Annotated in this window: 27 protein-coding genes and 5 pseudogenes; 13 read left to right on the top strand and 19 right to left on the bottom strand. The window is 38.7% G+C overall.

Features of this window, described 5'->3' with window-relative positions; all coding sequences use genetic code 11:
* The coding region (locus AB447_RS07335) for a glycosyltransferase family 2 protein (RefSeq protein ID WP_053075374.1) at nt 1-991 on the bottom strand (991 nt) is incomplete at its 3' end.
* 215 nt (nt 992-1,206) lie between these two features.
* Between AB447_RS07335 and AB447_RS07330 the strand changes: the two genes are divergently transcribed.
* Nucleotides 1,207-2,577 (top strand): amino acid permease, encoded by a 1,371-nt coding sequence (locus AB447_RS07330; RefSeq protein ID WP_048353608.1) that lies wholly within the window; start codon nt 1,207-1,209, stop codon nt 2,575-2,577.
* Nucleotides 2,578-2,676: 99 nt separating this feature from the next.
* Here AB447_RS07330 and AB447_RS07325 read toward each other — a convergent pair whose 3' ends face one another.
* Nucleotides 2,677-3,273 carry an NAD(P)H-dependent oxidoreductase gene (locus AB447_RS07325; RefSeq protein WP_048353609.1) on the bottom strand — a complete coding sequence of 199 codons (597 nt, stop codon included), beginning with the start codon at nt 3,271-3,273 and terminating at the stop codon, nt 2,677-2,679.
* A 101-nt stretch (nt 3,274-3,374) separates the two neighbouring features.
* Here AB447_RS07325 and AB447_RS07320 point away from each other — a divergent pair, with 101 nt between their 5' ends.
* Nucleotides 3,375-3,758 (top strand): winged helix-turn-helix transcriptional regulator, encoded by a 384-nt coding sequence (locus AB447_RS07320; protein WP_048353610.1) that lies wholly within the window; start codon nt 3,375-3,377, stop codon nt 3,756-3,758.
* Between the two features lie 70 nt (nt 3,759-3,828).
* On the opposite strand, the gene AB447_RS07315 is transcribed toward AB447_RS07320, so the two are convergent.
* From AB447_RS07315 to AB447_RS07305, 3 genes are all read right to left on the bottom strand, one after another.
* A complete protein-coding gene (locus AB447_RS07315; RefSeq protein ID WP_096891993.1) occupies nt 3,829-4,785 on the bottom strand; it encodes a patatin-like phospholipase family protein in 957 nt (318 codons plus the stop codon).
* 421 nt (nt 4,786-5,206) lie between these two features.
* On the bottom strand, nt 5,207-6,532 hold the full coding sequence (gene brnQ, locus AB447_RS07310) for a branched-chain amino acid transport system II carrier protein (RefSeq protein ID WP_048353612.1): 1,326 nt from the start codon (nt 6,530-6,532) through the stop codon (nt 5,207-5,209).
* Between the two features lie 423 nt (nt 6,533-6,955).
* Nucleotides 6,956-7,777 (bottom strand): MerR family transcriptional regulator, encoded by an 822-nt coding sequence (locus tag AB447_RS07305; protein WP_057957496.1) that lies wholly within the window; start codon nt 7,775-7,777, stop codon nt 6,956-6,958.
* A gap of 115 nt (nt 7,778-7,892) precedes the next feature.
* Here AB447_RS07305 and AB447_RS07300 point away from each other — a divergent pair, with 115 nt between their 5' ends.
* Complete coding sequence (locus AB447_RS07300) at nt 7,893-9,095, top strand: MFS transporter (RefSeq protein ID WP_048353613.1); 1,203 nt, start codon at nt 7,893-7,895, stop codon at nt 9,093-9,095.
* 190 nt (nt 9,096-9,285) lie between these two features.
* On the opposite strand, the gene AB447_RS07295 is transcribed toward AB447_RS07300, so the two are convergent.
* A complete protein-coding gene (locus AB447_RS07295) occupies nt 9,286-9,846 on the bottom strand; it encodes a sugar O-acetyltransferase (RefSeq protein WP_048353614.1) in 561 nt (186 codons plus the stop codon).
* A gap of 211 nt (nt 9,847-10,057) precedes the next feature.
* The gene (locus AB447_RS07290; protein ID WP_096891992.1) at nt 10,058-10,636 is read right to left on the bottom strand and encodes a TetR/AcrR family transcriptional regulator; all 579 of its coding nucleotides are present in this window, start codon (nt 10,634-10,636) and stop codon (nt 10,058-10,060) included.
* A gap of 295 nt (nt 10,637-10,931) precedes the next feature.
* Between AB447_RS07290 and AB447_RS07285 the strand changes: the two genes are divergently transcribed.
* A complete protein-coding gene (locus AB447_RS07285) occupies nt 10,932-12,122 on the top strand; it encodes an MFS transporter (protein ID WP_048353628.1) in 1,191 nt (396 codons plus the stop codon).
* A gap of 130 nt (nt 12,123-12,252) precedes the next feature.
* Here AB447_RS07285 and AB447_RS07280 read toward each other — a convergent pair whose 3' ends face one another.
* Nucleotides 12,253-13,128, bottom strand: coding sequence for a DMT family transporter (locus AB447_RS07280; RefSeq protein WP_048353616.1), 876 nt, complete (start codon nt 13,126-13,128; stop codon nt 12,253-12,255).
* 345 nt (nt 13,129-13,473) lie between these two features.
* Nucleotides 13,474-14,355: an AraC family transcriptional regulator gene (locus AB447_RS07275; RefSeq protein ID WP_048353629.1), complete on the bottom strand. Its 882-nt coding sequence runs from the start codon at nt 14,353-14,355 to the stop codon at nt 13,474-13,476.
* A 116-nt stretch (nt 14,356-14,471) separates the two neighbouring features.
* On the opposite strand from AB447_RS07275, the gene AB447_RS07270 reads away from it, so the two are divergent.
* Nucleotides 14,472-15,440: a DMT family transporter gene (locus tag AB447_RS07270; RefSeq protein WP_048353617.1), complete on the top strand. Its 969-nt coding sequence runs from the start codon at nt 14,472-14,474 to the stop codon at nt 15,438-15,440.
* 46 nt (nt 15,441-15,486) lie between these two features.
* On the opposite strand, the gene AB447_RS07265 is transcribed toward AB447_RS07270, so the two are convergent.
* A complete protein-coding gene (locus tag AB447_RS07265; RefSeq protein ID WP_048353618.1) occupies nt 15,487-15,828 on the bottom strand; it encodes a winged helix-turn-helix transcriptional regulator in 342 nt (113 codons plus the stop codon).
* A gap of 105 nt (nt 15,829-15,933) precedes the next feature.
* Between AB447_RS07265 and AB447_RS07260 the strand changes: the two genes are divergently transcribed.
* Complete coding sequence (locus AB447_RS07260; protein ID WP_048353619.1) at nt 15,934-16,848, top strand: arginase family protein; 915 nt, start codon at nt 15,934-15,936, stop codon at nt 16,846-16,848.
* A gap of 435 nt (nt 16,849-17,283) precedes the next feature.
* Here the strand turns inward: AB447_RS07260 and AB447_RS07255 are convergent, their stop codons facing one another.
* Genes AB447_RS07255 through AB447_RS07245 form a run of 3 tightly spaced genes read right to left on the bottom strand, consistent with a single transcriptional unit; the run spans nt 17,284 to nt 18,652 of the window.
* Nucleotides 17,284-17,877, bottom strand: a complete 594-nt coding sequence (locus AB447_RS07255; RefSeq protein WP_048353620.1) for a YdeI/OmpD-associated family protein — start codon at nt 17,875-17,877, stop codon at nt 17,284-17,286.
* A gap of 53 nt (nt 17,878-17,930) precedes the next feature.
* Nucleotides 17,931-18,323, bottom strand: coding sequence for an SRPBCC family protein (locus tag AB447_RS07250; RefSeq protein ID WP_048353621.1), 393 nt, complete (start codon nt 18,321-18,323; stop codon nt 17,931-17,933).
* Entirely contained in the window at nt 18,320-18,652 is a 333-nt protein-coding gene (locus AB447_RS07245; protein ID WP_048353622.1) for an ArsR/SmtB family transcription factor, read from the bottom strand. The genes AB447_RS07250 and AB447_RS07245 overlap by 4 nt, the downstream gene beginning before the upstream one ends.
* Nucleotides 18,653-19,108: 456 nt before the next feature.
* Between AB447_RS07245 and AB447_RS07240 the strand changes: the two genes are divergently transcribed.
* The 3 genes and pseudogenes from AB447_RS07240 to AB447_RS27470 form a co-directional block, all read left to right on the top strand.
* Nucleotides 19,109-20,218 (top strand): response regulator aspartate phosphatase, encoded by a 1,110-nt coding sequence (locus AB447_RS07240; protein ID WP_057957495.1) that lies wholly within the window; start codon nt 19,109-19,111, stop codon nt 20,216-20,218.
* Between the two features lie 5 nt (nt 20,219-20,223).
* Complete coding sequence (locus tag AB447_RS07235) at nt 20,224-20,511, top strand: hypothetical protein (protein ID WP_048353623.1); 288 nt, start codon at nt 20,224-20,226, stop codon at nt 20,509-20,511.
* A 57-nt stretch (nt 20,512-20,568) separates the two neighbouring features.
* Nucleotides 20,569-20,675, top strand: a pseudogene (locus tag AB447_RS27470) (hypothetical protein); the annotation flags it as partial.
* A gap of 102 nt (nt 20,676-20,777) precedes the next feature.
* Here AB447_RS27470 and AB447_RS07225 read toward each other — a convergent pair.
* Nucleotides 20,778-21,155, bottom strand: coding sequence for a hypothetical protein (locus AB447_RS07225; protein WP_048353625.1), 378 nt, complete (start codon nt 21,153-21,155; stop codon nt 20,778-20,780).
* Nucleotides 21,156-22,042: 887 nt separating this feature from the next.
* Between AB447_RS07225 and AB447_RS25735 the strand changes: the two genes are divergently transcribed.
* Both AB447_RS25735 and AB447_RS07220 read left to right on the top strand, forming a co-directional pair.
* Entirely contained in the window at nt 22,043-22,204 is a 162-nt protein-coding gene (locus AB447_RS25735) for a hypothetical protein (RefSeq protein WP_156183586.1), read from the top strand.
* A 7-nt stretch (nt 22,205-22,211) separates the two neighbouring features.
* On the top strand, nt 22,212-22,367 hold the full coding sequence (locus AB447_RS07220) for a hypothetical protein (protein WP_156183587.1): 156 nt from the start codon (nt 22,212-22,214) through the stop codon (nt 22,365-22,367).
* Nucleotides 22,368-22,409: 42 nt separating this feature from the next.
* On the opposite strand, the pseudogene AB447_RS26715 reads toward AB447_RS07220, so the two are convergent.
* Nucleotides 22,410-22,496, bottom strand: a pseudogene (locus tag AB447_RS26715) (lipoprotein); the annotation flags it as partial.
* A 201-nt stretch (nt 22,497-22,697) separates the two neighbouring features.
* Nucleotides 22,698-23,339 (bottom strand): glycoside hydrolase family 11 protein, encoded by a 642-nt coding sequence (locus AB447_RS07215; RefSeq protein WP_048356553.1) that lies wholly within the window; start codon nt 23,337-23,339, stop codon nt 22,698-22,700.
* 281 nt (nt 23,340-23,620) lie between these two features.
* Here AB447_RS07215 and AB447_RS07210 point away from each other — a divergent pair.
* A pseudogene (locus AB447_RS07210) lies at nt 23,621-24,146 on the top strand (ATP-dependent DNA ligase); the annotation flags it as partial.
* Nucleotides 24,147-24,190: 44 nt separating this feature from the next.
* Here the strand turns inward: AB447_RS07210 and AB447_RS26710 are convergent.
* Nucleotides 24,191-24,325 (bottom strand): annotated as a pseudogene (locus AB447_RS26710) (cystatin-like fold lipoprotein); the annotation flags it as partial.
* Nucleotides 24,326-24,537: 212 nt separating this feature from the next.
* Nucleotides 24,538-24,870 carry a hypothetical protein gene (locus AB447_RS07205; RefSeq protein ID WP_193787108.1) on the bottom strand — a complete coding sequence of 111 codons (333 nt, stop codon included), beginning with the start codon at nt 24,868-24,870 and terminating at the stop codon, nt 24,538-24,540.
* A gap of 30 nt (nt 24,871-24,900) precedes the next feature.
* Between AB447_RS07205 and AB447_RS25085 the strand changes: the two are divergent.
* Nucleotides 24,901-25,020 (top strand): annotated as a pseudogene (locus AB447_RS25085) (tyrosine-type recombinase/integrase); the annotation flags it as partial.
* A 264-nt stretch (nt 25,021-25,284) separates the two neighbouring features.
* On the opposite strand, the gene AB447_RS07200 reads toward AB447_RS25085, so the two are convergent.
* A partial coding sequence (locus AB447_RS07200) for an FRG domain-containing protein (protein ID WP_241494760.1) occupies nt 25,285-26,453 on the bottom strand: 1,169 nt, incomplete at its 5' end.

Raw genomic sequence — 26,453 nt, 5'->3', positions numbered from 1 at the left:
ATTTATTTGGGTCTCTCCATTTTTGTTTGAGCATCATCAAGTAGATTTTTTTCTGCAAATGACGTTCGTGCTGTAATGAAAGGTGTGCAGCGCTTTGAACATCGGGATGGTTTACGATGTTAGAAATCAATTGCAATTTTTCCCGCATCGATTTTTTACAGTCCGGTTTAAATTCATTTTGAATGCATCCATTTACGGCGATAAAGCATTTTCTCCTTGCTAAGTCTATAGCGACCTTTTCATTATAAAGCCCCCAGCGTTTCGAATATTTTTCCAGCGTGTTGTGATTGATGTAGGAATCGAATAATTCCGGGTTATATCTCCTCATTAAACTCGTATTATTAGATTTTCTGTAATGGTAGTATGGTTGATCAATATAAAAAGCTGAATTGCAATACGTAAAAGCTTCCATATTAAACAGCCAATCTTCTCCGAGAGATTTTCCCTCTGGAAACGTGATGCCGTTCTCTTCTAACAAAGACTTCCTGAATAATTTGCAGACTTGTCCGTATGCACCGTTGTATAAAAAATCGGTTAAAATGACGTCTTTAATCGTTTCCTTCGTCAGCGGCCGGTTTGGCGGAGCAGAATAATGCTGGATACGATTCTCGCCCGTTCCATCGTATTCCCATATCAAGGAAGTGAATACGATGTCGGCGTTATTGTCAATTGCCGCATTGTACATTTCCTTATAAGCATCTGGCTCAACCCAATCATCTGAATCGAGGAAAGCGACAAACTCGCCTTTGGCCATTTTTAGGGCGCGGTTTCTGGCCGTGCTTGGGCCAGCGTTGTCCTGAAAAACCGGAACGATTCTGTCATCTTTTGCTGCGTATTGTTTGATGATCTCTCTGCTCGAATCACGGGAGCCGTCATCAACCACAATCGCTTCTAAATATGGCAAAGTTTGCGCTAAGACACTGTCTAAACACGTGGATACATATTTTTCTGCATTGTAGACTGGAATGATAATACTGATGGATGGTTCCATTTGCTTACCCCCTTTTGAATGATTTTTCAAGAAAATTATACCAATCATTAGTATAATTTCAATAAAAAGATCGTTTTCACATAAGGAGGAAGATGAGAACATTTTCATACCCTGTCTTGCTCTCTTCGGACAAAAAAACACCATTAATTCCTACAAATTTTAGTCTTATAATAGAAGATAAAACTTGCGGGAGTTTATATTGGAGGAACACATCATTGACAGACGATATAACAAATGACAATGAACAAAAATTGTCGAGAGGTTTAAAAAACAGACACATACAGCTCATGGCGATCGGCGGCGCCATCGGGACAGGATTGTTTCTCGGTTCGGGAAAGTCGATCCATTTTGCCGGGCCGTCGATTTTATTCGCCTACTTGATTACTGGAATCATTTGCTTTTTTATTATGCGCTCATTGGGTGAACTGCTTCTCAGCAATCTGGGGTATCACTCGTTTGTAGATTTTGTGAGAGACTATTTGGGCGATACGGCGGCCTTTATTACCGGTTGGACCTACTGGTTTTGCTGGATTTCGCTCGCAATGGCCGATTTGACGGCGGTCGGGCTCTATACCCAGTACTGGTTTCCCGAAGCGCCGCAGTGGCTGCCGGGCTTCATCGCCCTTGTAATTTTGCTGATGATGAATTTGGCAACCGTTAAACTGTTTGGAGAATTGGAATTTTGGTTTGCATTAATCAAAGTCATCGCGATTCTTGCGCTGATCGCCATCGGCCTTTTTATGATCATCACAGGCTTTTCCACACATTCAGGCACAGCCGGCTTCACGAATCTTTGGAGCCGAGGCGGCATGTTCCCTAATGGCTTGCACGGGTTTCTTCTCTCGTTCCAAATGGTTGTTTTTGCGTTTGTCGGCATTGAACTCGTCGGTCTTACGGCAGGCGAAACAAAAGATCCGGAAAACGTAATTCCGAAAGCGATCAACAATATTCCCGTCAGGATTCTGCTTTTCTATATCGGGTCTTTGTTTGTGATCATGTGCATCTACCCGTGGAATGTGCTCGATCCTGACAAAAGCCCGTTCGTGCAGGTCTTCGCGGCGGTCGGAATCGCGGCAGCGGCTACGATTATCAATTTTGTCGTGCTCACATCGGCAGCGTCGGCAAGCAACAGCGCCATATTCAGCACGAGCCGGATGGTATACTCGCTGGCAAAAGAACATAATGCACCTGGATCAATGACAAAGCTTACCTCCCGTAAAGTCCCCAGCAATGCATTGTTCTTTTCCGCCGTCGTGATTCTTATCGGCGTGACGATGAACTATATCATGCCGGAAGAAGTATTTACGCTCATTACAAGCATTTCGACGATATGCTTCATCTTTATTTGGGGAATCACCGTCATCTGCCATTTAAAATACCGAAAAACAAGGCCTGACTTGGCGAAAGCGAACAAATTCAAGATGCCGCTTTATCCGTTTTCCAACTACCTTGTTCTTGCTTTTCTGACGTTCATTCTCGTCGTGCTCGCACTTGCGGAAGATACCCGTGTTGCCCTGTTTGTCACGCCGGTTTGGTTTATTTTACTGGTTGTGATTTATAAGTTGAAGAAGCCGAAGGAACAATAGGAAGAACGCATTTTTTAAGCCTGCAGAAAACCGCTGCAGGCTTTTTTACGTGATGGGCTTCATACAAGAAAAAAATCTTGCATGATCAAAGCAGGATTTTTAATCAACACCCTCAAGCTGTTTCAAATAGTTGCGAAAACGAACCTTCGGGTTTAATTCTGCATTTGTAATATGCTCAACATACCGAATCGCGCTTTGGGCGATTTCTTCGTCACTGATTTTATTAGCACGGTATTCGGCAAAGGAAGGCAGAAAAGTCATGCCTACTAAATTGGCAGATGCCTGGAACGGCCTTGTCAGTTCGCTTACTGAAAATAAATTATATCCGCCGGCCTGGTAAGAATGTTCAGGAGAACCGATGGACATGGCCATCACCCATTCCTTTCCTCTCAATTTCGTTCCGCCGGGGCCATGTGCCCAGCCAAAAGTAAACACTTCATCAAACCATTGTTTTAAAAGCGGCGGGCTGCTGTACCAGTACAAAGGGAACTGAAAAACAATGCGATCATGATCGAGGAGCAGTCGTTGTTCAAATTCCACATCAATGGGTTGATCGCGATATTTTTCATAAAGATCATGAACGGTTACGCCCGGTTCGCTTAAAACCGCTTCTTTCCACTTTTTATTTATTCTCGATGATTCGATGTTCGGATGTACAACAAGTACCAGTGTTTTCATATGATCCGTTCCTTTCATTCTTTTGATATGAATTGATTATATGTTGTATAATCAACAATAAAAAGTACGCACATTAATTGTATATAGTATCAAAAATTATACTATTGGGAGTGAAAGGCTTGAGAAATCGAAAAATCGGTTTTGATTATTCTTCGGATCACTTTGAAGGATGTCCGGTTGAGACAACATTGGATGTGATCGGCGGTAAGTGGAAAGGCATTCTCCTTTATCATCTCATTGACGGCAAAAAGAGATTTAATGAATTTCGGAGACTATATCCTAAAATTACGCAACGCATGCTTACGTTGCAGTTAAGGGAACTGGAACGGGATGGAGTGGTTCACCGCGAGGTTTATCAACAGGTCCCTCCAAAAGTCGAATACTCTTTAACCGAGTTTGGGAGAACATTGGAACCCATTATTTTACACATGAAAGACTGGGGTGAAAAATATAAAGATAGGGTTCATAGCGAAACTGCGCTCAACACTGAGGATGAAATATAAATCTGATCTTCTTTAAGCAGCTGAAATCAAACAAAAAATGCCAAGGGCTTCAAAACCCTTGGTATTTTGATTATTTCCAGTTTTTCTCTATAAATCGAAGTGCAGGTTGTAAATTGGTTTTGTTAGCAATATCAATGAGAGCGGGAAACACGGTTGGGTCCGTTTTGGAGAAGTTAGGAATCCGCGGGTCTAACCGAAAAAAGCGATTTCCCAGAAGATGAGAACTGACCATGGATTCATAATAACCATTTCCGCCAGCGACAATCTGAAGAAACGGCAGTAACGGTTCATTAGGCGACCGGTCCAAAAGGACTCCCCAATTTGGCGGAAGGTTCTCCAGATTTTCAGGGCGTATGTTATCTGCACTTACCATTCCCCACCCCTTCGTATCCCTTCTCAACTGCGTCGGGGCTTCACCAGTTCCAATGGATAATACCGCAATTTGATCCAATGGCACTTTGGCTTTGCCAACCGCAAACGCGATACTTGCTGTACTAGGGTTCGTCGCTACTACATAACCGTCCACGTAGTTTTGATAGGCACGTTGCGTCGCGGGAGCACCGCTGCTCCGCAGTATGACATCACTCACTTTCTCATGTAAATAGGGAGAGCCGGGAAAGTTGTGGAATAATACAGGAGTCCAACGATCCAGCTCCGGTGAGTATAATTGAAATGAAGGGACAACCATTCGTTTTTTTAAATCTTTGAGACGAAGATCTGCCGGGAAAAAGTTTCGTACCGCTTTAATAAAACCGGAATATGGCAATTGCTGATTAAAAACTGGCCCTCCTGGCCGGGAAACGCTGAACGCCGGCAGGATTTCATCCTCAAAATACTGGAGTGTTCCCTTTGGGGACCTTCCGCTTGCTAATGCAAGGGCGGTGAATGAACCGATTGAATTTCCCGAGAAAACATCGGTTCGGCTAATTAATTCCGGTGTTTGTTGAACCAGTCTGTTCATAAGCTGTAAACTTAAAGCGCCTAAGGTGCCGCCTCCATCAAAGGACACGATTCGATATGTTGTCAAAGCTGCTTTCTCCTTTCTCATCTGATCACAAGTATCATCCAGTATATGTGTCTCTCGTGTCTGTTGTACGTGTACTGAAATCTTTTTGACTTGTTTTCGGCTTTTCCATGTATATAACGATTGACTGCGTGCTTGTGCAGCTGATTTTTTTGCTAATGGGGAAACCCTTTTAACAATATTGGGATGCGCAAGTAAACGAACCTTCTCGATAATATTCCAATCTTACGCACATCCGTAGAGAACAAAAGGAAAAGCGGCGGATAAAACAAAAAATACCAAGAGCCTTGAAACCCCGGGTTCCGGCCTGAAAAATAAATGAAAGCAAATAAAAAATACCAAGGAACTAAAAAACCCTTGGTATCTCTATAATGCGGCCGGGGACTTCAATCTCCCTGGGGGTTGTCCCCATTGAGCCCAAATATTACGCAATCCGTCTTTTTCTCGTCAAACTTATCATATAACCGCCCAGACCGCCTATAATAGCAGGAAGAATCCAGCCTAAACCGATGCTATAGAACGGAAGGACATGCGTGAAGAAATTGTGAACACCATCAATATTTATTCCTCCGGCATTTAAGCCGTCAAACAAACTCACAATAAATGTTAAGATCAAGCTGCCTTGGTATACCTCTGACCTGCCGTTAAAGGCAGAATGCAAAAACGTTAAAAACATTAACACAATAGCAATTGGATACATGGTCATTAACACCGGGAGTGAAACCTTAATCAGCTGTGTCAGACCTAAATTCGCGACCAGTGCACTAAATACAGACAACACGATGGCAAAGTTTCTGTAAGAAAACTTCGGAAACAATTGATGAAAAAATGAAGCGCAGGCAGTGATCAATCCCACACTTGTGGTCAAACACGCCACGGTAATCATCAATCCTAATAAGACGGCGCCATAAGAACCAAAATAATATTCTGAAACGTTAGCTAACACTTCAGCACCATTTTCGAAATGACCTAATTTTTCAACGCTGGAGGCACCCATATAAGCAAGGGCAGAATAAAGAAACGCCAAGAGTGTCGCAGCGATAAGTGCTGCTTTTACGCAAACAGCCAAGACTTGTTTTTTATCTGTCGTGCCTTTTTCTTTAATAGCATTCACAATAATAATGCCAAACACAAATGCCACAAGCGCATCCAATGTTAAATAGCCTTCTTGAAACCCTTTAAAAAATGCATGGGTCGCATACTCTTTAGAAGGCGATTGGAAAGATCCGATTGGGTTGAATATTGCCACAATTACAAGTATTCCTATAAAAGTTAATTTAATCGGCGTTAACACTTTTCCGACGACATCAACAATTTTTGCCGGATTAAGCGAAAGCAAACATGCAATTGTGAAAAAGACAACCGTAAATATAATTAAAGGGACATGCCCCGGATGATCAGATAAAAAAGGTTTAACTCCAATCTCAAAGGATACGCTCCCTGATCTGGGTATCGCAAAAAAAGGACCGATTGCCAGATACAGAACGACAGTAAACACCATCCCGAATACCGGATGTACACGTCCCGCCAAAGATTGAAGATCATTTTTTCCCGAAAACACAAACGCTGTAATGCCGAGAAGCGGCAACCCGACTCCAGTCACTAAAAAACCTGCATTAGCTGTCCATAAATTTGTTCCGGCTAATTGACCAAGCATAGGTGGGAAAATTAAATTTCCTGCTCCGAAAAATAGCGCAAATAACATTAATCCTATAATGATTATAAAAGATAAAGGAATCTTTCGTCCCACTTGTAATCCTCCGATTTTGTGAATATTGTCTTTGATGTTTGAAAAGTAATAGAATGTGCAGTTATTACATTTTAAAATTCCACTCCTGCTTCTTCTTTATTACCTTCGACTCAAGAAAATCAAAGGTTCATGAATGAACTAACTAATTATAACACTCTTAATCAAAATTTAAACCTTTCAAATAATTGAATTTCGGTATAAATTCCGAATTATTTATGTATCATTGCAGATGTTCTCATATTCATCTGCTTTATTTATCCTTTTTTAGCAATGAATCAAATTAAAATCCACGAAAAATACCAAGAGCTTCCAAAACCTTGGTATTTTTGGAATGCGGCAGGAAGATTTGAATCTTTACCGGGCACAAAATAAGGACTGTTTTCTCATCATTAGCGCCATGTCCGTTTACATCAAAAAAATTCGTTACATCTCTTTAACCTGAATGAGGATTTTGGTAATTTGATTTTCAAATCCGTCGACCATCACTTCATCAAGCATATATTCCTCATATGCATACTCACCTATCTGCATCCCGTTCTTTTCAATGAAGTGAATCATTCTGCTGTAGGCATCTTCAACTTCTTCACCTTTTTGATATCCGACTGCATACAGATCTTTTGGCCTCACATGAACGTTTATATGATCGATTCCTTTTTTTACTTTTATATAAAAGTGACTGTAATTATAGAAATCTTTTTTAAGAATTTGTTCTCGTGCGAAGATCCCTCCGACAGGATACCCCTCATCTAATTCGTGGGACTCGACATCGTGAATGAGTTCTGAAATAGCTGCAATGTATTTTCGTTCCGGCAAATGTAATGTATTCCTGCTTATCATAAATGTTTCTTCGTTTAAATACTGAAAGGAAACCGAGGAGAAATCTGTTTCCAGCGCTTGTTCAGTTAACGCCACCTTCGTCTGTATGATCTTTTGCAAATGCTCCAGCTTTTTAATCTTTTCCTCAATTTCGGCTGACTTTTCTTTAAGAAGCGGGACGATTCTGCCTGGTGTTTTTCCTTTTAAGAGGAACTTGATTTCTTTTAACGGTACGCCAACCTCTTTAAACAAATTGATAACTTGAAAAAGCTCAAACTGATTATAGGAATAATATCTATATCCATTCTCTTTTTTTATTTCGGGAGAAAGCAGACCAATCTCGTCATAGTGAAACAGGGTTTGTTTTTTTACGTGGCAGAGCTTGGCAAACTCACCTGTTGTAAAGTACTTTCTTAAATCTTCGCTCATAAAAACCCCCTTGACTATACGGTAACTATATACTTTATGATTTTATTGTAACTGAAATCAACAAAGAAAAGGATAGATCATGCGGAGCTTGATTAAAGGCTAGAGGAGTTTTCAGATGAAAAAATCAATTAGAGAACAAAAAACGGTATTGATTATACTATTAATCAACATTTTCATAGCATTTCTTGGCATCGGTTTAATTATTCCGGTTATGCCTTCTTTTATGGATATCATGCATTTATCCGGCAGCACCATGGGTTATCTTGTTGCCGTTTTTGCTATTTCCCAGTTAATCACGTCACCTTTTGCAGGAAGATGGGCTGACCGTTTCGGGAGAAAAAAAATGATTGTCCTCGGTTTACTGATTTTCGGTATATCAGAGTTGATTTTCGGCTTAGGAACCCATGTTTCAATTTTTTATGTATCGAGAATATTAGGCGGAATAAGCGCTGCCTTTATCATGCCGGCCGTAACAGCGTATGTAGCTGATATTACAACCCTGGAGGAAAGGTCAAAAGCTATGGGGTATGTTTCTGCAGCGATTAGCACCGGCTTTATTATCGGACCTGGGACTGGAGGGTTTATTGCCGACTATGGCATCCGCATGCCGTTCTTCTTCGCTGCCGCCTTAGCATTCTTGGCCGCTGTCTCTTCCGTTTTTATATTAAAAGAGTCATTGCCGAAAAAAGAACGCGAACAACTCTCATCTCATACAAGGGAATCCAATTTCTTTAAAGACTTAAAAAAATCAATTCATCCAGTCTATTTCATTGCATTTATTATCGTCTTTGTGCTGGCTTTCGGCTTATCGGCCTATGAAACGGTATTCAGCTTGTTTTCCGATCATAAATTCGGCTTCACACCAAAGGATATCGCAACTATTATTACGATTAGTTCGATTGTTGCCGTCATTATTCAAGTATTATTATTCGGGAAATTGGTTAATAAAATTGGCGAGAAAAGGATGATTCAGCTTTGCTTAATCATCGGTGCGGTCTTAGCGTTCGTGTCTACTGTTATGTCAGGGTTTTTAGCCGTTTTGCTTGTCACTTGTTTTATTTTTTTGGCGTTTGATTTGCTGCGCCCGGCCTTAACAACGTTTTTATCCAAAGTTGCCGGTAACCAGCAGGGGTTCGTAGCAGGCATGAACTCCACTTACACCAGCTTAGGGAATATTTTCGGTCCGGCTCTGGGCGGAATTCTATTTGATGTCAACATTCATTATCCTTTCCTTTTTGCCGGAATCGTTATGATTATCGGTCTAAGCCTTACAATGCTGTGGAAAGAAAAATCAAATGAAGTTTCACCCCTGAATTAACCGTTTTTTGAAAATGATCCTTAAATGAAATAATCAAGCGCAGGAATCTGGATCATCAGCTGCGAGCGAGATAACGGCCTATATTAAAAAGAAAACATACCACATCATGTCGGTATGTTTTTCATTTCGGTTTTTTAAACTTATGCTCCTCTCACCTTTAAAAAGAAGGAACGATTCATTAAGCTATCAACTATTCTTCAATTCGTTTAAGTATTTTCGCAGGATTTCCGCCCACCACCGCATGATCAGGCACATCCTTTGTTACAACCGCACCCGACGCTACAACAGCATTATTGCCGATTTTAACCCCAGGGTTAATAACGGCTCTTCCGCCAATCCAGACATTATCACCGATATGTACTGGAATTCCGTATTCTGCCCCTGATATTCTTTCATTTGCATTTAGCGGATGAGTTGCAGTATAAATGTGAACTCCAGGTGCAAAAAAACAGTTATCGCCTATTCGAATCTCATTAACATCAAGAAATACACAATCAAAATTGGCAAAGAAATTTTCGCCAACGTGTATGTTGTAGCCATAATCACACCGAAACGACGGCTCTATGTGGATATTTTCTCCAGTCGAACCAAACAGTTCTTTTAATAATCCGGTTCTTTTATTGCCATCGGTTTCGAGTGACTCATTAAACATCCTCGTCAACCTTCTGGCGTTCATTCTTTCGCTTCGTAATTCCGGGTCTTCAGCGTTATAGAGTTCGCCATTCAACATTTTTTCTTTTTCGGTTTTCATGATTTAATCTCCTTATTGTCAATCAACCCTTTTGTCCATGCAATTACATTCCACTTGTATAAACAAGTTCCTTCAAGTTTTCGAAGATACAATTTAATATTTACCTGCCCGGCAAGTTGAATAAAAATCGGCTTTTCATTCATTACGCCAGTTTTCATATTTGGAACGGCTATAAGGGAACGGCCCGATTAGGAATCTTTTTATGACTCATTCAGGTAGCTTGAATTCCCCTCAATGCATTCATCACCAAATCATGCACGTAGGAATCGTCTACCTCATCGCCGGTTACAAGCAGACGATAGAAAATCGGCCCGTAAATTAGATCGATGCTTACTTCAATATCGAGATTCTCTTTCAATTCCCCTCTCTCAATTCCCTTTTCTAAAAGGTGCTTCGCTTGGAGCCGGCGAGGTTGGAAAAATCGGGTGCGATATTCTTCCGCCAACTTTGAATCCAACTGTCCAGCGCCTATTAATTCTGTAATGACGTTTCCTTCCCGGCTTGTCAAAAACATTGCTAAATTTGTGGCGTGGGTTACAATATCATTTACTGTCGATCCTGTATCAGGGACAGGCAATCTGGCTGTAGCAGTAGAAAGAAAGCTGTCCATTACAACAGCGGCCTTGTTGGACCACCATTTATAAATCGTTGCCTTACTCACTTTAGCACGCTCTGCAATTTTATCGACTGTAACGGCATCAAAGCCGTTTTCCAACAATAGTTCATAGGCTGCAGAAAGAATCGCCTTATGCGTTCCTTCATCACGCGGCCGTCCCCGTTTACTCTGCACATGAATCATTCCTTTCCAAAATATAAACTATACGTTTAGTATACTTAACGAAAATTAAAAAGAAAATAGAAAAACCCATTTACAAAACTGAACGTTCAGTATATTATTTATGTAACAAAACTAAACGTTCAGTTTTTAAAATGGCAGGAGAGAAGTCATCTGTTTGAATTCCAAGCCCCCCCCGAGAAATCTTACGACTAAAATAAACGGAAAGGAGAATGCTTAGCGAACAGTACATTCACATAGTGGCGTGCATTTTAAAAAGCTAAAGATTATTTCAAAAAAGGAGTTTATCATGTCTAATTTAAATAACCAAACAATTAATAAAGAGATTTCACCAAGTTTAACCATACTTTTAGCAGCTGCATGCGGTATCATTGTCGCTAACCTTTACTATGCACAACCCTTGGTAGGATACATTAGTACTGCAATTGGACTTTCTGCTGGCAGTGCCGGATTGATTGTTACACTGTCCCAGCTTGGATATGTTGCCGGCTTGCTATTTCTTGTACCTCTCGGAGATATTGTAGAGAACAAAAAACTTGTCATTGTATCGCTGCTTCTAAGCGCAGGAGCTCTGACGGCAACGGCATTTGTGAAGCATGGAATACTGTTTTTAGCAGCTGCATTTTTCATCGGGCTGGGATCGATCGCAGCACAAGTACTCGTACCCTTCGCATCATACCTTGCATCAGAAGCCACACGCGGTCGCGTTGTTGGCAATGTCATGAGCGGTCTATTACTCGGGATCATGCTTTCTCGCCCGATATCCAGTTTAGTTGCGGATATGTGGGGGTGGAATGCAATATTTGCTTTGTCTGCCGCAGTAAGTGTTGTCCTGGCAATCGTATTGTCAAAAGTACTCCCTGCCAGAAAACCAACAGCAAACACAGACTACACTGCCTTACTAGGTTCAATGTGGAAGCTGCTGCGAACAACACCAGTCTTACGTCGCCGGGCTATCTATCATGCATTTGTATTTGGAGCTTTCAGCTTGTTCTGGACTACTGTTCCATTATTATTGTCCAGTCCTGCTTTTCATTTTTCCCAGAAGGCTATAGCACTGTACGCACTTGTGGGAATTGCAGGTGCAGTTGCTGCACCCATCGGCGGCCGCCTGGCTGATCGCGGCTTGACTCGACTTGCCACTGGAATAGCTCTTTCTGTTGTCATCGTTTCTTTATTGCTGCCGCTGATTATTCAGAGCAGCTCCCCTGTCGGAATAGCAGTTCTAGTAATCGCAGCTATTTTATTGGATATGGGCGTATCTGCAAATCTTGTGCTCAGTCAACGTACCATTTTCTCTTTGAGACCGGAAATTCGCAGTCGATTAAACGGATTATTCATGGCTATCTTCTTTTTAGGCGGTGCTATTGGATCATCAATTGGAGGATGGGCATACGCCTCAGGTGGATGGAGTGCAGCATTATCGATTGGAATCGCTTTTCCGGTCATCGCCTTGCTTTATTTTGCCACAGAGAAATAGGTCTTTCTCCAAAAATAAACAGTCAGGAACAAGCTGACTGCTTATTTTTATAAATTCCGCTGATTTATAACGCAGCACTAAAAAAGAAACCTTTGGAATTTATAGTTCCGTAGGTTTCTTTTTTATTATTCTATTTTTTCTCCCGAATCACTAACAAAACACCAATTAAAATCAATATTGAACCGATCCAAAACGTCCCGCCAAGACTTTCTCCTAACAAAATCCAGCCAAGCAATGTTCCAACCAGAGGCTGGAAAAAGAAAAATAAACCTCCGCTTGAAGCATTCAGCATTTGTAGTCCGCGGTTCCAAAGGATAAATGCACAAGCTGTTGAAATGATCCCCAAATATAACAGCCCGCCCCAAATTGTCGGATGGGTCAGCTGCGAGAAATGAATTTCGTCTGCATTCACCCAAACAAAAGGAGTCAATATGATGATGGCAACCAAGATTGAATAAGTTGTCACCACAATCGGAGAATAATCACTTGGAACACGCTTTAAAAGGACAGACATCAGGGCCCATGTTAAAGCAGCAATAAGGAGCGACAGTCCGCCAAGTTGATTAGACATGTCAATTTGGCCGTTTCCTACAATCAGTAAAACTCCGATGGTCGCTAAAGACACAGATATTCCCTTTTGTAAGTTCAGCCGTTCTTTAAGCAGTAACCTGGCGAAAATCACCATAAATGCAGGTGTGGAAGACGTAATAATCGCTCCCATTTGTGCCGAAGATAGACTGGTGCCAATTTCTTGCGTAACAATCGAAATTGTATTGCCAATGATCCCGATGGTTATGATTAATAAAATGTCATGTCTGCGAATTCGCCAGGATAGCTTTTTTACAAAACCAATGATGAGCAAGGCGATAATCGCTACTGCATATCGCATCCATACGAGCTCCAATGGGGGTATAACCGCTACTACAACCTTTACAACAACATACATGCCGCCCCAAATACCGGCAGCTAATGCTAAATATATAGAACCTAACAAAGTGTTTTTCATTTTTGCACCCTCCGTTTTGTTTTGGTCAATCATTGCCCTTAACGGAGAGCAGTAGTCACCTTACTCCACTAAGGGCGGAGAAGTGCTACTGGTACATCATTTTCAAATAATGGAGTCCACAGCATGTTTATTCACCTCTGTCACAAGTTTAAGGTATTGTTAGTATAGAAGAATTATTGATGGAAGTAAATGAGCATCTCGGGCTGATGATTCAGCTGGTGTAAAAATCTTCTCTGTCACACATCGATCCGTATTTCCATTGGTGGTACTGGTTTATCATCCGGCGCGTTTGTTGAATATACCAGGATTCAACTGATCAAAGAATAAACTTTATCACGAGTGATGTTATTTTTTCATACGAATTTTTTTGTATGAAAAAGGCGTCATATTCATGGCTTGTTTAAATTTATTAATGAAATAACTTGTACTGTTAAACCCGACTTGATAGGCCGCTTCTGTCACATTGGTTTCCGGCTGTTGCAATAGCAATAAGCTTTTTTGAATTCGATAATCCATTACATAACGTAACGGCGTCTTATTCAGCATTCGCCTAAAATACCGGCAGCACTCGGAACGACTCAGGTTGCCGGCTTTTGCAATGTCCTCTAATGTCATTTTTTCGGCATAATGGAGATGTATCCAATTTAACATTTGTTTCATTCGATGACTTTTTATCATTTCAGATTGATCATACTCCAATTGAAAACCATTAACGACTAAGTTTTTCCACATTAAAGTTAATTGTATGGTGATGTCAATTTCAAAGAGCGATGTTTTTTGTTTCACCAATTGATTGATTTCTTTAAGGGCTTTCAAAATGTTTTTCGCCCATTGTTCATTTGCATCCAAAATTAAATAAGGCAGATTTGTTGAATGAATATATGGCTGCACATAGCTTGTATAAAGCTCCTGGGCTAAAACGAAACGCGGTGAAACATTTAAGCAAATATATGTACACCCCGAGCGGTCCTTTTCTTCTGCCATATGCAGGAAGCCGCTATTGATAAACAGTCCGTCTCCTTCTTGAACCGCGATTTTTTCTTCATTTATTTGAAATACAGCTTCTCCTTTCAGGATCAAAACAAATTGAATTTCGTCATGCCAATGAAGCGGTATATAACCATTTATATTTTGATTGATCGTTGTTTCGTAACATGCAACCGGTAATTCTAATGTACGATGTTCGGTTAGTTCTTTTAAGTGTTGATCAATCATAAAATTTTTGATTTGCATTGTATCTCCTCAATATATTTATATTTTTTCATTCGATTTGAGTATTTTTTATGAGGTTTCGCATTTATCATAACACTATTATTACAATTATTGAGTGAGGGATCATACATATGAATACTTCCAAAAGAAAAAGCGGACTGTTTTTTGTGATAACAGGGGCGACTTTTTGGGGGATTGGAGGTACAGTAGCAAAAAAATTGTTTCAAGATTATCAAATAGATGTCAATTGGCTTGTCACGATCCGCCTGCTGATTGCCGGCTTTTTACTCTTAATGGTTCAACTATTCAGAAAGGAGCGTTCCCAGATCATAGGGGTATGGAAAAATAGGAAAACAGCTTGTCAGCTTATCATTTTTGGATTGTTCGGTATGCTTGCTGTGCAATACACATATATGGCAGCAATTGAACATGGAAATGCAGCTGTTGCTACGTTATTACAATATTTATCTCCTGCCATGGTTATCGTTTACTCGCTTTTACGAAAAAAAACGGTTCTTACAAAACAAGATGTGCTAACAGTTTCTCTTGCTCTGGCCGGATGCTTTTTTTTATTAACGAATGGGTCAATTTCTCAACTTTCGGTACCGACAATTGCAATCGTTTGGGGAGTCTTATCAGGAGTGGCGGCAGCTTTTTATACGTTGTATGCAGTTGGTTTATTACATAAATTTGACTCTCTCGTGATTGTAGGTTGGGCTATGATCATCGGGGGTTTTGCACTAAGCTTTATCCACCCGCCATGGCAGATGGATGTCAAAAGTTTAACAACTGATGCCTATGTTTACATTTTATTTGTTACCATATTTGGAACAATGATTGCATTTTGGTTCGTCATAAAAAGTTTGCAAAGCCTTCTACCTAAAGAAACAAGCCTTTTAGGCAGTTTGGAACCGCTATCGGCAGTTTTAACAACTGTCGTCTGGTTAAAACAACCGTTTGGTTTTTTTCAATGGGTTGGTGCTGCCTGTATTATAGGTATAACTTTAATATTGGCTTTCAACAAGGAGCCTTCTTTAAAGACTAATAAATCCGTGATCATATCAGGCGGGAAAACTAATGGAAATCGCAGACAACCATAAGCCAAGCAGAGATACCTCACTCTCATTTGGCTTTTTCTATATGTTCTTAATTATTTTGATTTTTTACGCCCCACTCACATAACTCTTCCAAAACCGGTAATAAAGTTTCCGCTTTTTCGGTGAGACTGTACTCGACTTTAGGAGGAACTTGAGGATACTCTTTCCGGTTCACCAGACCATCCGCTTCCAATTCTTTAAGTTGTGCACTCAACGTTTTATAAGTAATAGTCCCTATCTGTCTTTTCAGCTCATTAAAGCGAACCGGTTGATTTTCTGCGAGGAGGTAAATAATAACCATTTTCCATTTGCCGCCGATCACGGACAATGTGTAGCCAAAAGGTGTATCTTGAATGTTTTTAACTTTGCCTTTATATTCAGCCATACTCATCTTTACACTCTCCCTTTGGATAGTACCTATCATTAAAGTGCGTACTATTTTTTTATTTGCGTTCATTTTATACTAACCTTACTTTGAAGTAAAGGAGACTAAAACATGGCTAAAAAAACGATACGTCTGTTAATGCCGCAATGGCAAGGTGGAAACAACCCTAACTACTCGTTTGGAGCCAAACTGCTTGCTTGGCTGGCTCCTGACAATGATCAAACCCTTATTCATGTTCCCGTTCAAGCTTATGATGGAACTCCGCTTGAAAACGAGAACGGCATAAACGGGAGAAAACAGCTGCTTGAACAATTAGAAGCTGCACAGCATATCATTCATGCTCACAAGCCGGACCGCATTGTCATGTTTGGCGGTGACTGCTTAGTCGAACAAGCTCCATTTGCTTATTTAAACGAACGATACGGCGGGGAATTAGGTTTAATTTGGATCGATGCCCACAGCGATTTAGTTCGATATGTCGGGTATGATAACGGACATACATTACCTCTCGGGAACCTTTTGGGAGAAGGAGATGAAGAGTTCGCAAAACGTGTGAAAATCCCTTTAAAACCTGAAAATGTCTTTATCGCAGGATTAGCAGCTCCAACAGAACAAGAAGCAAAAGTGATTTCAGAAGAATTTCAAAGACTGGGTATTGCCCCTGCAGAACAAGACACAGAAATGATTCAAAGACTCGGTATTAGAACTGCTGGAACCGAAGAGTTAACGAACAGTACGGAATCAATAAAAGAGTGGATTAAAGAAAGCGGCATTAAACACCTGGCGATTCACCTTGATTTAGACGTGCTCGACCCAAAGACATTTCGTTCTATATTATTCGCCAACCCTGAAGCACCTGTAAATTATTCTCCTGAGGGAACAATGCAAATGCCTCAACTGCTTAATCTGCTGAAAGAACTCTCTGAAGAAACAGATGTAGTCGGATTAGGTATCACGGAGCATTTGCCGTGGGATTCAATTCATTTAAAGAACCTGCTTGGGGAGATGCCTATTTTAAATCAATAAACTCATAATCGGAATGATAAATACAGTTGGAGCATTAAAACAGATCCATGTATTAAAATCACTACAGATGATCCACATTAAATATGCCTAAAACCCATTATTCTTAGACTGCCGTGGTTTTCTCGACAGCCAGAGCAGGCATACGAAATGTGGGACAAAAAAATACGCGAGAACCAAAAATACCAAGGGCATCAAAACCCTTGGTATTCCTATCATGCAGCCGAGAGGACTTATATTCATTACACTCATTTGCATCATTTTGGGCACAAAATAGGTACTGTTTTGGACTGTAAATCAATCACTGAATACATGTCACTGATGCCCTGTTCGCTTAACTATTGATTGGGTGTTACCGCGATCCAAAAAGGAGTTTGATCGAAAGCAAAGTGAGGTAATATCTTAACGTTTGATTCAGTTATTTTCTCATCGAACAGACTAATCCTTTAAACCTTTTCCATCGAGAATTTTCTGCACATATTTTTCAACCCTTGACTCTCGGGTTTTGGATTGTTTGGCTTGAGAAAAATAAAAAATGTATGCTCTTTGCCGTCCCGGGGTCAATGCTTCAAAAGCGGTTTTCAAGGCAGGGATTTCATCGAACTTATGTTGAAGTTCTTCAGGTATGGCGAATTCTGTAGTCTTTTTAAACTCCACTTCCAAACCGGCTTTTTCAACTTCAATGGCTTCATTAATATAGGCTTTCAAGATGGTTTCCATTTCAACGATTTCTTGAACATTTGTGAACCGAATCTGGCGCGCCGCTTGTACATTCTCCGTTTGTTGGATGAGAATTCCATGGGGATCCTTTAACAAGGCACCTTTGTGAAACAGAAGCGCACAATATTCTTTAAATCCATGTATTAACACGATGTTTTTATGATTAAACGTGTAACAGGGATGCATCCACTTAAATTCCTCGGTCAGCTCACAGTCAAGAACGATATTTCTTAGCTTCTCATATTCTTCCTTCCACTTTGCAGCTTGACTTAAAAATTCATCAACCTTAGGATTCATTCCGCTGTTTGTCATCAAGAAACCCCCTCTTTCCGAGCAGTTTGCTTTTTCCTATGCGTTAGCAAACCTTACATTTCCGCTAACAATTCCTTAAGTTCTTCGCCCATTCTCGCCCAGCCATATGTCGCACCTTTAAACGCTTGATCTTCTTTTTCGAATCCTGTTTGTTCAAGATGTAAGCGGGTTGTTCCATCCTCGTGCTTTAATGTCCATGTGACTGTCGTGTTTATCCCGCCGCCTGCCCAAGTGTAAGATAACTTGTAAGGCTCATCTACTTCAAGAACTTCAGAATCAATAACTAAATTCCACTGTTCATTCCGGAACTGAAATTTATGTCCGACGACAGGCTTAAAATCATTAGGCATGATCCATTTTGCAAGCGTATTTGCATCCGTTAAGGCGTGCCATACCTTCTCGATCGGGCTCTTATAATGAAAATCTTGTGATACCGTTAAACTCATTTTTTTTGTTCCTCCTGTAATATTTGGTCTAAAAGCAACATTCTTTCATTCCAGAATTTCCTGTAAAACGATACCCACTCCTCAATTTCTTTCAATGGGGCAGCATTCAGCCGATAGCGCGTTTCCCTGCCGGCCTTTCTGCTGATGACGAGACCTGCGTCTTTTAGGATGGCCAAATGCTTCGATACCGCAGTGCGACCCATGTCAAAATGAACGGTCAACTCTTTGAGTGGCAATTCTTCCGCGTCAGCCAACAAACGCAGCAATTTACGTCTTGTTGGGTCAGCGACAGCTGCATAAATATCACGCTCTTGATTGTTCTCGTTCAAAGTCCTCCTCCCCTTAATTGGACACTAATTGGTGTCTCGATCATAGGACACTAATCGGTGTCATGTCAAATTTATTTTTGACATAATGGTATTGGTTTTATTCTTCTGTCATCCATTTGATCAATGGATTAAGCTTAAGGTGAAGGTATGCAGCAATAAAAGAAAGGCTTGGATATGCTTCTATAAACGTTTAAATAACTTACTTCAAGTAACTGGAGGAAATGTGGAGTAAAAAAATAAGAAAGCAAAATAAAAAATACCAAGGGTTTATAAATCCTTGGTATTCCTATAATGCGCCAAGAGATTTGAATAATCCCAACCAACCATTCTATCAAAGCCTTCTATTGCGGCACACCGAAAACTTTCATTTTTTTAATTCTCCAAACTGAGCAAATGTGTTAACATATGCAATAAATGGATACAGAGAACGTCTTGATTATGAAAGGGGTTTGCATCATGAAGCAAAAAATTCCATCAGAGAATATTGCTATAAAAATAAATGATTGGTATTCGATGATACGCCGAAACCAAGTCACAGACGCAGAATTTATTAAAGCCGAAATTCAACAAGAGCTTGAAGAAATGGAAGAAAATCAAACAGTATTGTTGTATTACTCTTTAATTGATTTCCGCCACAATCTCATGTTAAAAGATATGAAGCCTAACGACGCAATAGACATTTCTGATTCATTATCGAGTATTGAAACCAAGAAAGAGGACATGCAAAACACCCAAGTTGATGAAATGATTCACTACTACTATTGGTTTTTTAAAGGGATGTACGAATTTAAGCAACATCATTTCAATACGGCCATAACCTGTTACAAAATCGCCGAAAAAAAATTGGCATCAGTTGACAGCGAAGAAGAAAAAGCCGAGTTTTATTATAAGCTATCGGAAATTTATTATCACCTTAGACAAAACTACATATCCATGAATTATGCCACAATGGCGCTCGATACATTCAAAGCCCATGAGACCTTGATAGAAAAAGAAATATATTGTTACTTCGTGATAGCCGGAAATCAAGTTGATACCATGAAATATAAAGACGCCTTAACAACCTTGCAATCCGCTTTACTTGAAGCCAGGAAAACGGATAATAACCACTTGATAGCGGCAGCTTATTTTAATCTGGGAAACTGTTATTTTTATTTGAAACAATTTTCTGAATCATACGAACATATACTGAAGTCTTTATCAATATTTAAAAAAGAAAATTCCCGACATATCCCTAAAGCTTTATTTCAACTCATGTATGTTTGTTTAAAACAAGAAAACGATACAGAGGCACTAAGCCTCTATGAACAAGGAATTGAACAAGCCAGGTCTATCAATGACAAATCCCATGAAGCCCAGCTTAACATATTGAGAAAAATCTATCTTGAACATGGCTCTGCAGAGGAGGATTTTAAATATCTTGAAGATAAAGGCCTGTATGCAGATGTTGAGGAATTGGCTTTTGACGCGGCAGAATATTATAATAAAATTGGTAAACTTGACGAATCAGTCCAATTTTACCGAAAAACGATTCAGGCAATGCATATGAATAAAAAGGGGAGTTGATTTTCATGAAAAACAAAATTCTACTCGGTATTGCTTTATTCTCTTTGGCCGCATTAACAACGATTTCGATTAAATTTGCTACCCCATCCGACTCTTACCAACTCGCCGGAAGAATGATTACATCATCAATTAATGAATTTCAAACCTCTGGCAGAATGATTACATCATCGATTAATGAATTTCAAACTTCTGGCAGAATGATTACATCATCGATTAATGAATTTCAAACTTCTGGCAGAATGATTACATCATCGATCAATGAATTTCAAACTTCTGAAAAAGCAATCACTTGAAAAAGCAGGCATATGCCTGCTTTTAAATGTTGTATAAAAAACTGAAGCTGAATGATAAATAAAATGGTAGAGCTAAGAAAAGCATTTAAGGCTGTTGCTTTTCTGATAAAGGAGCAAATAATTTCAAAGCATTTTATCACAATCATGTTGGTGTCACTGATCAAACGGAAGGCCTTTTTCCCCGAAATTAGGGATAAAACCTTCTCACCTTGTTTTATGATTACTGTCAACTTGACAGGGGCAGTTCAATAAAAGCAACTATTTTATTATTGTTTAACATCTTTATTTCTACCAATCAATAAGGTTACTACAACACTGGTTATACTGACTAAAGTTCCTGCAATAGAAACAAGAATCGTCAAAAAGCCATTGGGAATAAGAAATCCAATTGGAATTAGCACCATAAAAGTTAAAACTATAAAACATTGATATACTCCGGATATGATTCTTACAACCAAGTTGCCAAAAAAGGACATGGCTAATGGAGGGATGAATAGAAATACAACTATTCCAATCGATATCATTAAGATAATAGGCTCATCAAATGAAATGACATGATCTCCAACGGAATCTCTAGCTGCCGCTAGTACAACAAATATAGACATAATCAGTGTCAGAAAAACCAGAGAAAACCTTTTCAACATCGTTATGCTCCTTTTTTATAAATGTACCTAAAAACGGGTACCCTGCCTTTTTTCAATTTTCATCACCATTTTGTATTATTCAATGAAAGAATATGCAGTCAAATGGCAGCTATAAGTAATATTTATCACCACTTACCATTAAAACATAACATATACAGATTAGTAAATAACCGCATTATATTCCGAATAACCAGCGGCTTATCAGCTTAAACATAGAACATATCTTCTTCAAGAATAACCGTATTTTCCGTATAAAAAAATAATACCAAAGGTGGTTAACCCTTGGTATTATTCCCTCCACGGGGTTGCCCCCACAAGGCCCATAATAAAGTGGAAGCATATCATGGTTTATGAAAGCTTATTTTCATTGCATCTCTTTACATCAATTACACAAAATTTCATTATTTTTTATGAATTATGGAGTAAAAACGGATTATGTTTTTTTGTATTGAATTTAAATTTCCACCATAAAATATTATTTCCCATTTAACACAGCATTTCTTCAGTTAATGTCGAAAAAACAACTTATCTAGCGCATTATTAATTTCTTCCCTTGAAACATCTAAATCATCAAGTACCATTACATAAAAATAATAACTTCATAATTCTTAAATCTTTAAAAAATTCTTTATAAACAGGTTGGTTTTCTCCGTGAGCAATGAAATTTCTTGTTAACGGACAAGAAAATCTCTTAACTAAGATTTGATAAGTATGTAAAACCTACTTTAAATGATATTCTGAAATATGAAGAATTGGCTTGGGGAACTTTAGAAGGGCATATTGCCACCGCACTCCATAATACCGGAATAAAAAACAGTACCGCGCGTAACCTTGCCTATTTCATTACACAATGTACAAGATGGATATTGTAGGAAGGAACTCTAAGAATGAATAACGAAGAAATTGCTACACAATTAATGTTAATGAGAAATTCTATTACTTCTTTACACGAACACCTAGCACCTGACTTCAAAACAAGAGATTTAGTTCTCTTAAAACATGGTTTTACAGAAGAACAAATTTCAAAATTCTACAATTTTTTCACTTGATGTTGCTATGAAAAAATTAAACCTATCTAAAGAAGATTTCAGAGAAAAATTAGCCGAAATAAAAGGAATACCTCACTTTACGAATGAAGCAACTGAGGAAATATTTTTAGGGTACAAATCAGATGGAATACATGCAAAAATCATTAATAACGCATTAAAATAAAGCAGGCATATGCCTGCTTTAAAATTTATATCGGTTCAAATTCTATAACTTTGTTTCTTTCCCTTTATCCTCTTCATAATCCGGTGTTTTCCTATCAAGACCTAAACGATCGTTTCCCTCACTCCCAGGCAAATGATCTAAACAATGCCAAGGCCGTTCGCCTAGTAGAAACGACCTTTAACCATTACTAACGATTTTAATAATCATTTACCATACCCGAGGCATATATTGGAATTCCAACTAAAAGACCGTCGCATAACCATGGTTATAAAATTTCTCAAGGAACGATCAGCAGCAGCCCGTTAGCAGCCCCTGATTAAAGATGATCTGTTACCACACTGTTACGTTAGAACTTCCACTACTTTGATATCCCTCAGTCGCTAAGACTTGGTAAGACCAAATACTACCCAGATTCATTCCATGACTCTTCCATGCTTTAACATGATTGCTGAAAGTGATTTTAGAGTTGCTTCCGGTTGGTCTCTTCGACTGACGAACACTCCAGTACTGTGTAAAAGTACTGCTTGGGCCCTCAATGGAAGGTGCGTTATAACGTGTAGTTGTATATATGTCATATGTACCCCCATCACTTTTTACAGTACCTTTATACGTTCCAGTAGGTCTATAAGTACCCCATGAATCCACTACATAATATTCTATGAGAGGTGATCTCGTCCAACCATATAAAGTCAAATATCCATTGCCATTCGGCGCCCAAACTCCGGCATTATAGTTTATTGTCCTAGATGGCGAACCTGTAGTCCAACCTTTACCAACAACGAAATTTCCGGTATTAGACCAATTAACACTGTAATTCCCGCCAGACCCATTAACAGCGTTTACTATTCCGCCACCATCAGTCCAATTTTGCCAGTAGTCTGTGCTAGCTGCAGAGGCGGTTGCCGAAAACAAGCTAACACTCATTAAAGCTGCAGTTAATCCAACTAACAAATTCTTTTTAAACTTAAACATATGTTTCCTCCTATAATACAGCACTCGTATATATTTAAACTTTTTAATTACTAACGCCAAAGCTTTTGATCGTCCTTTTCAATATAATACCACGAATTCATGAGTGAATATCAAGAATATCTGTAATTTAATTACAAAGTCCTGAAAAATTGCATTATAAGTGGTCTTGTCACACCATAGCCTTATCCTTTTTCGTGAATCACAATTCTTGTTTCTAAACCTGATGAATTAATATCTGTAATTAATCCCCATTCGAACCATTTCGTATAAAAGAGATTTACATTAGAGATTGTGAAGTCATTGTAGCTGCCCCAGATGGTGCTCCTGACTTTGAAGCTGTAATGGAACGTTTCATGTCCAAAAAGTCAGTTCATAAGATTGTTTACTGTGTCTTCGATGTTATCTACAAAGACGGTCAGTCAATTGCCTCTAAGCCGCTCACTGTGCGTAAAACAGTTCTGAATTCACTTGAACTGAATCATCCTAATGTCTTTGTTATCGAAGGAATTCAAGGAAACGGACTAGCTTACTTTGCCTTGGCCAAAGAAAAAAATTTAGAGGGAATCGTGCTCAAGAAAGCTGACTCCCCTTATGAAATTAATAAACGTTCTCATTATTGGCTGAAAGTGATCAATTATGATTACACCGAAGTTCTTATTACCGGCATACCAAAAAGGATATAAAATTCCTTCTATCCTATCCCGATGGAACTGCGGCTGGGTTTATGGAATTCATGCCACATGCAGAACGAAGTAAGTTCCACTCTATGAAACTGAATCTGATGAATATGTATTTATTGAGCCTATTTTTTTATAAGAATCGCCAGTCGTTTCATAATAAGAGTAAATGATTCTTTTCTGATCATCTGAATAAAAGCCAAGTTGAATATATTTTCCTCCATCATATACCCGAATTAACGCATTTTCTCTCTCCATACCATCCGTATCAAGATCATATTGTTTATATTCTTTTTTCTCAAGGCTGATGACTTCATCAATATTATCATCATATTTATTGCCCCCGCAGGCAGCTAAGACTAAGGAAAATAAAAACGTATCTTAAGCCGTCCCCTCCCTTTTCAATCTTCATTATATATAAATTATCGCTGTTTTTTCGTATTCCACCATTCTCTTTAACCTGCACATCATCAGCCAACCCTTCATATTTACTTTTTTAATGTAGTTTGAACAATCAACGTTTAATTTGTTGTAACAGAATTCGCTGTAGCAGCGAGTTCCACGACATTTAAAAACAATTCACGGGATTCATCAACTTTTCTCGAATAGCTTTCCAATGAAAGCAATTCACTTTGTATGCTGACTGTATGCTTTTCATTGGTGCAGGAAGGAAAAGCATAATCCAATCCCTTTTCAGTTGTTAGCTTCTTTACATCCTCAAAACGTTTATCTACATCAGAATAATTAAACAGCGCTTCAAAAAGTGCCTTATTTTCCGAAGCGCTGTTTTTCTGTATTTTTTTTTGATTCAATTTTTTAATAGTTTCTTCTAAGTCCTGGTTTTTTTCCTTCAAATTTTCAATCTTTAAATCTTGCTGTCTATGTATGCAACAATCAAAGAACGGCTTGGACATGCTTCTATAAATACGACAATAGATGTTTACGGACACCTTTTCCCCAACAAACAAAGAGAAACTGCTGACCGTTTAGATGACTTACTTTAAGTAACTGGAGTAAATGTGGAGTAAAAAAATAAAAGAAATCAAAATAAAAAAACACCAAGGGCGTCAAAACCCTTGGTATCATTGATGCGGCCGAGAGGACTTGAACCTCCACGGGTTATTCACCCACTAGGCCCTCAACCTAGTAAAAAGATATCACCATTTACAAAAGCTTTTATTTATAGCATCCGTTTACTTTATTTACACTGATTTTGATCAAGTATCATGAATTCTGGGCACCAATTGGGCACCAAATTCAATGATAACTCAAGACATTGTTTTGTAGAAATCTGATCTAACAGAATAATCCTCTGAATAATCCCAGTAATATTCCCCATCTTGTGAATTACCAATTGGAAGAGGTTTAAACATCTCATTTAATGTAGGTCTAATCCACTGAGCTCTCATTATCCAATTTGTATTTTTGTAATCTTCACCACTTTTCGCTATGTATATCCAGACAACATCTTGTGACTTTTTATAACCATTTATTATAGTTTTACAAATAACTTTAATTTGTTCTATTTGCTGTGGCTTTTCCAACACCACCACCATTGAAAGACGTTTTGCAGCACCCGTGGATTCGTCCTTAGTATTAACAATAGTATATATATTTTCCTTAACATAGTTTCTGTATTTGTATTTTTCTCTTACATAATCCCCTACTGACGGTAATTCAGGGTATATAAAAGCTTTATTTATCCCTATATTATCTAACTCTTGTTTAACTACTTTTTTATATTCATATGGGATTCGGATTTTAACCTTAATGTCACTTACTAAAGGCATAATATTTTGTCCTAGCGTACCATTAGGAGACATTTCGTTACAACAAATAGCGAATGTGCCTTTTTGATTTGTGATTCGAATATTTGTTTTATCTTCATTTTGACTATATTTTATAAACGCTGGTTTTGTTGAATAATGAGTTATTTCAGGAATGGTAATGATTTCGCCATAATGTTCTTCAAATTTTTTCTGTATAAAAGAGAAGGTATAATCATTAATTTTAGCTAACAATGAAAGTAGGCGTACATGTTTACAATCTTTCAATTCACCATTTTTATTAAAAATATAAACGATACCATCATTTTCATCATCAACATTCTCTACTGCAAAAAATAAGGCTATAAGTGGATTTACAGTCATGTCAATTAAACGAGTAGGAATATTATAATGTTGCATTTTAGCCAAATAATCAATAGGTTCATGAATGTGTTCGAATTCTTTTGGCATTATTAAAACTGACTCGTTGAAAATTTTATCTTCATTTAATACATATCCCTTATCTCTCGAAATACTTGAATTGATATCAGTATAATGAGATAGTTGACCTCTATAATATGTTTCTCCTGTTGAATGTTTTTGCACCATCTCTTTAAATTGTGACAAATTATTAACCTGTTCCATGTCTATTGATCGGGTTAACCCCCTAA

Source organism: Bacillus glycinifermentans, assembly GCF_001042475.2.
Classification (GTDB): domain Bacteria; phylum Bacillota; class Bacilli; order Bacillales; family Bacillaceae; genus Bacillus; species Bacillus glycinifermentans.
Note: the sequence above shows the minus strand (reverse complement) of the source record. Positions and strands in the feature narration are given on the sequence as shown.

Excerpts from the sequence above, each read along its gene's own strand:
- AB447_RS07265 (WP_048353618.1), bottom strand. The coding sequence starts at position 15,828 with ATGAGTATGGCTGAATATAAAGGCAAAGTTAAAAACATTCAAGATACA.
- AB447_RS07295 (WP_048353614.1), bottom strand. The coding sequence starts at position 9,846 with ATGAAAACCGAAAAAGAAAAAATGTTGAATGGCGAACTCTATAACGCT.
- AB447_RS07270 (WP_048353617.1), top strand. The coding sequence starts at position 14,472 with ATGAATACTTCCAAAAGAAAAAGCGGACTGTTTTTTGTGATAACAGGG.
- AB447_RS07235 (WP_048353623.1), top strand. The coding sequence starts at position 20,224 with ATGAAAAACAAAATTCTACTCGGTATTGCTTTATTCTCTTTGGCCGCA.
- AB447_RS07305 (WP_057957496.1), bottom strand. The coding sequence starts at position 7,777 with ATGAGCGAAGATTTAAGAAAGTACTTTACAACAGGTGAGTTTGCCAAG.
- AB447_RS07225 (WP_048353625.1), bottom strand. The coding sequence starts at position 21,155 with ATGTTGAAAAGGTTTTCTCTGGTTTTTCTGACACTGATTATGTCTATA.
- AB447_RS07300 (WP_048353613.1), top strand. The coding sequence starts at position 7,893 with ATGAAAAAATCAATTAGAGAACAAAAAACGGTATTGATTATACTATTA.
- AB447_RS07215 (WP_048356553.1), bottom strand. The coding sequence starts at position 23,339 with ATGTTTAAGTTTAAAAAGAATTTGTTAGTTGGATTAACTGCAGCTTTA.
- AB447_RS07280 (WP_048353616.1), bottom strand. The coding sequence starts at position 13,128 with ATGAAAAACACTTTGTTAGGTTCTATATATTTAGCATTAGCTGCCGGT.
- AB447_RS07220 (WP_156183587.1), top strand. The coding sequence starts at position 22,212 with ATGAAAAAATTAAACCTATCTAAAGAAGATTTCAGAGAAAAATTAGCC.
- AB447_RS07325 (WP_048353609.1), bottom strand. The coding sequence starts at position 3,273 with ATGAAAGGAACGGATCATATGAAAACACTGGTACTTGTTGTACATCCG.
- AB447_RS07285 (WP_048353628.1), top strand. The coding sequence starts at position 10,932 with ATGTCTAATTTAAATAACCAAACAATTAATAAAGAGATTTCACCAAGT.
- AB447_RS07250 (WP_048353621.1), bottom strand. The coding sequence starts at position 18,323 with ATGAGTTTAACGGTATCACAAGATTTTCATTATAAGAGCCCGATCGAG.
- AB447_RS25735 (WP_156183586.1), top strand. The coding sequence starts at position 22,043 with ATGAATAACGAAGAAATTGCTACACAATTAATGTTAATGAGAAATTCT.
- AB447_RS07255 (WP_048353620.1), bottom strand. The coding sequence starts at position 17,877 with ATGACAAACAGCGGAATGAATCCTAAGGTTGATGAATTTTTAAGTCAA.
- AB447_RS07240 (WP_057957495.1), top strand. The coding sequence starts at position 19,109 with ATGAAGCAAAAAATTCCATCAGAGAATATTGCTATAAAAATAAATGAT.
- AB447_RS07260 (WP_048353619.1), top strand. The coding sequence starts at position 15,934 with ATGGCTAAAAAAACGATACGTCTGTTAATGCCGCAATGGCAAGGTGGA.